The sequence below is a fragment of the Xanthomonas sp. SHU 308 genome, assembly GCF_000364645.1.
GTDB classification, from domain to species: Bacteria; Pseudomonadota; Gammaproteobacteria; order Xanthomonadales; family Xanthomonadaceae; genus Xanthomonas_A; species Xanthomonas_A sontii.
In genome coordinates this window covers 1-3684 of the sequence record NZ_AQOK01000899.1, presented here as the reverse complement: position 1 = coordinate 3684, position 3684 = coordinate 1, and the positions used below count along the sequence as shown (strand labels likewise).

Genomic DNA, 3684 nt, shown 5'->3' with positions numbered 1-3684 from the left:
CTGTGGCGGTAGCCGTAGCCGAAGTAGATCGCCAGGCCGATCACCGTCCAGCCGGCCATCAGCATCCAATTGTGCGCGGTCATCGCCGACAGCAGCGCCAGGCAGCTGAGCACGCCGGCGATGCAGATCGGCCAGGCGAACGGAATGCGAAACGGCCGCGGCAGGTCCGGCTGGGTGCGGCGCAGGATCAGCACGCCGGCGCAGACCGCGGCAAAGGCGATCAGGGTGCCCATCGAGGTCAGTTCGCCCAGCACGTCCAGCGGGAACAGCGCCGCCAGCAGGGCGATGCCGATGCCGGTGATCACCGTGTTGACGTGCGGGGTGCGGTAGGTCGGGTGGATCTTGGTGAACACCGGCGGCAGCAGGCCGTCGCGGGCGATGATCATGAAGATGCGCGGTTGGCCGATGATCATCACCAGCACCACCGAGGACAGGCCGATCAGCGCGCCGACCTCCACCACCACGCGCAGCCAGCCCAGTTGCGGATGCGCGGCGACCGCGGTCACCACCGGCTCGTCGGTGCCCAGTTGCGCGAACGGCACCAGCCCGGTCATCACCGCGGCCATGGCGATGTACAGCACGGTGCAGATCACCAGCGACAGGATCATGCCGATCGGCAGGTCGCGCTGCGGCCGGTGCGATTCCTGCGCCGCCACCGACACCGCCTCGAAGCCGATGTAGGCGAAGAACACCATCGCCGCGCCACGCAGCACGCCATCCATGCCGTACTTGCCCGGGCCTTCGTTGGCCGGGATGAACGGGTGCCAGTTGGCCGGGTCCACGTATTTCCAGCCGGCGGCGATGACCAGCACGATCAGGCCGCTCTTCAGCACCACCATCGCCATGTTCATCGCCGAGGACTTGCGGATGCCGACGTAGCACAACCAGGTCAGCAGCAGCACGATGCCGGCGGCAGGCAGGTTGGCGATCGCGCCGGTGGGCTGCAGCTTGCCGTCCAGCGGCGCGTTGACCAGTGCCGCCGGGAGATGGATGTTGAAATGGTCGAGCAGGCTCAGGAAATAGCCGGTCCAACTGACCGCCACCGCCGATGCCGACACGCCGTACTCCAGCACCAGCATCCAGCCGATGAACCAGGCCGCCAGTTCGCCGAAGGTGGCGTAGGTGTAGGTGTAGGCGCTGCCGGAGACCGGCACCATCGCCGCGAATTCGGCGTAGGCCAGCGCGCAGAACGCGCAGCACACCGCGGCCAGCACGAACGAGAGCATGATCGCCGGCCCGGCGTGGTTGGCCGCCGCCTGCCCGGTGATGACGAAGATGCCGCCGCCGATCACCGCGCCGATGCCCAGCGCGGTCAGGCCCCAGGGGCCGAGCGCACGTTGCAGGCCCAGCCCGCCGGCGTCCTCGTGGCTGGCATGGGGGTGTTTGGTGGCCAAGAGTTGTTTGAGCATCGAGCGGTTCCAGCCGGGCGCGGCGTGCGAGGAAGAGGGGGCGAACGCGAAGACCGGCGCGGACGCCGGTCTTCTGGGGGACGGATCAGGCCTTGGCGGCCAGGCGGCTGTTGCGGATACCGTAGAAGAAGTAGATGCACAGGCCGATCAGGGTCCAGCCGACGAACACCTTCCAGTGTTCCTGGAATGCCTGGAAGAACAGGCCCACGCAGAACAGCGCGCCCAGCGGGCACACCGCCCAGAACAGCGGCACCCGGAACGGACGCGGCAGATCCGGACGGGTGAAGCGCAGCACCATCACGCCGACGCAGACCGTGGCGAAGGCCAGCAGGGTGCCCATCGACACCAGTTCGCCAAGCACGTCCAGCGGGATCAGTCCGGCCAGCAGCGCGGCCAACACGCCGACCACCACGGTGCCGACGTAGGGCGTGTGGAAGCGGCGATGGACCTTGCCGAACAGCTTTGGCAGCAGGCCGTCGCGCGCCATGGTGTAGAAGATGCGCGGCTGCGCCATCAGCATCACCAGCACCACCGAGGATAGGCCGGCGATGGCGCCGATCTCGACGAAGGTCTTCAGCCAGGCCAGCTGCGGATAGTGCTCCAGTGCAGTGGCCACCGGCTTGGCGGTGCCGAGCTGGGTGTAGGGCAGCAGGCCGGTCAGCACCGCGCAGACGATGATGTAGATGATGGTGCAGATGGCCAGCGACACCAGGATGCCGATCGGCATGTTCTTCTGCGGGTCCTTGGTCTCGCCGGCCGAGGTGGAGACCGCATCGAAGCCGATGTAGGAGAAGAACACGATGGAGGCCGCACGGAAGATGCCGCTCCAGCCGAACTCGCCCGGGCCGGTGTTCTCGGGGATGAACGGGTGCCAGTTGTCCGGGTTGATGTAGAAGAGGCCGACGCCGACGAACAGACAGATCACCAGCACCTTGATCGCCACCACGATGGCGTTGACGAAGGCCGATTGGGTGACGCCGATGTAGCACAGCGTGCTGACCGCGGCGACGATCAGCACCGCCGGCAGGTTGACGAGGTTGCCCGAGGCGACGAAGGCGTGGCCGGTCCAGGTCAGCGGCGCGCTGGCCAGTTCCGCGGGGAAGGGCAGGCCGAGGGTGCCGGTGACGAAGCTGATCAGATAGGCCGACCAGCCCACCGCGACGCTGGAGCCGGCGAACAGGTATTCCAGCACCAGGCACCAGCCGATGAACCAGGCCACGCCTTCGCCGAGCGTGGCGTAGGAGTACGAGTAGGCGCTGCCGGAGACCGGCAGCATCGCCGCGAATTCGGCGTAGCACAGGCCGGCGAAGGCACAGGCCAGGCCGGCGAACACGAACGAGAGCATCACCGCCGGGCCGGCATGATTGGCCGCGGCCTGGCCGGTGAGCACGAAGATGCCGGCGCCGATCACCGCGCCGATGCCGAGCAGGATCAGGTGTCTGGCGGTGAGGGTGCGTTTGAGGGTGGCTTCGCCCTCCAGACTGCCTTCGAACGGTTCGCCGGCATCGACGTGACCGGCCGGTTCGATCGGCTTGACCCTCAGCAGAGACTTGAGCATTCGGTGCATCCCCAGGTGGCGGTACGGGGCAAGCGGCCCCGGCAATGGCGAAGCGCCGGGCCCGCAGCGGGCGACGCAAGCGTCGTACCATGCCAAAGCCGGCCGGCCGCCACAAGCCGCGCTGCACCGTCGGCGGCGATAATGGCCGCCCCCGAACGCGAGAACGCCGATGCCGGAGTCGTCCCTACGCCAGCAGTTGCAGGCCCATGCCCGGCAGTGTCCGGATCAGGCCGAGGTCGCCGCGCAGTTCCTGGCCTTGCTCGACGATGCCGCCGATCCGTTCGTGCGCGCCCGCCTGGACGGCCATTTCACCGGCTCGGCCTGGCTGGTCAGCGCCGACGGCACGTGCACCTTGCTGACCCATCACCGCAAGCTGCAGCGCTGGCTGCAACTGGGCGGCCACGCCGACGGCGACCGCGATCTGGCGCGGGTGGCCTTGAAGGAGGCCGAGGAGGAATCCGGGCTGCCCGGCCTGGCGCTGGAGGATGGCGCGATCTTCGACCTGGACCGGCACTGGATTCCCGCCCGCGGCGAGGTGCCGGGGCACTGGCATTACGACGCACGCTACGTGGTCCGCGCCGGCGCGGACGAAGCCTTCGCGGTCAGCGCCGAGTCGCTGGCCCTGGCCTGGCGCCCGATCGCCGAACTGCTGGATGAAGCGGACCTGGATCCGTCGCTGCGGCGCATGGCGCAGAAGTGGTTGCAGCGCAGCGCATC

General features: G+C 68.4%; 3 protein-coding genes. 1 reads left to right on the top strand and 2 read right to left on the bottom strand.

The genetic code is table 11. The features are described 5' to 3' along the window. Nucleotides 1–1409 (bottom strand): amino acid permease (locus D588_RS0123165; RefSeq protein ID WP_026144028.1); only part of this gene is annotated, 1409 nt, incomplete at its 3' end. 85 nt (nucleotides 1410–1494) lie between these two features. Further along, a complete protein-coding gene (locus D588_RS0123160; protein WP_010341825.1) occupies nucleotides 1495–2967 on the bottom strand; it encodes an amino acid permease in 1473 nt (490 codons plus the stop codon). Nucleotides 2968–3136: 169 nt separating this feature from the next. On the opposite strand from D588_RS0123160, the gene D588_RS0123155 reads away from it, so the two are divergent. Beyond that, nucleotides 3137–3684 (top strand): NUDIX hydrolase (locus D588_RS0123155; RefSeq protein ID WP_026144029.1); only part of this gene is annotated, 548 nt, incomplete at its 3' end.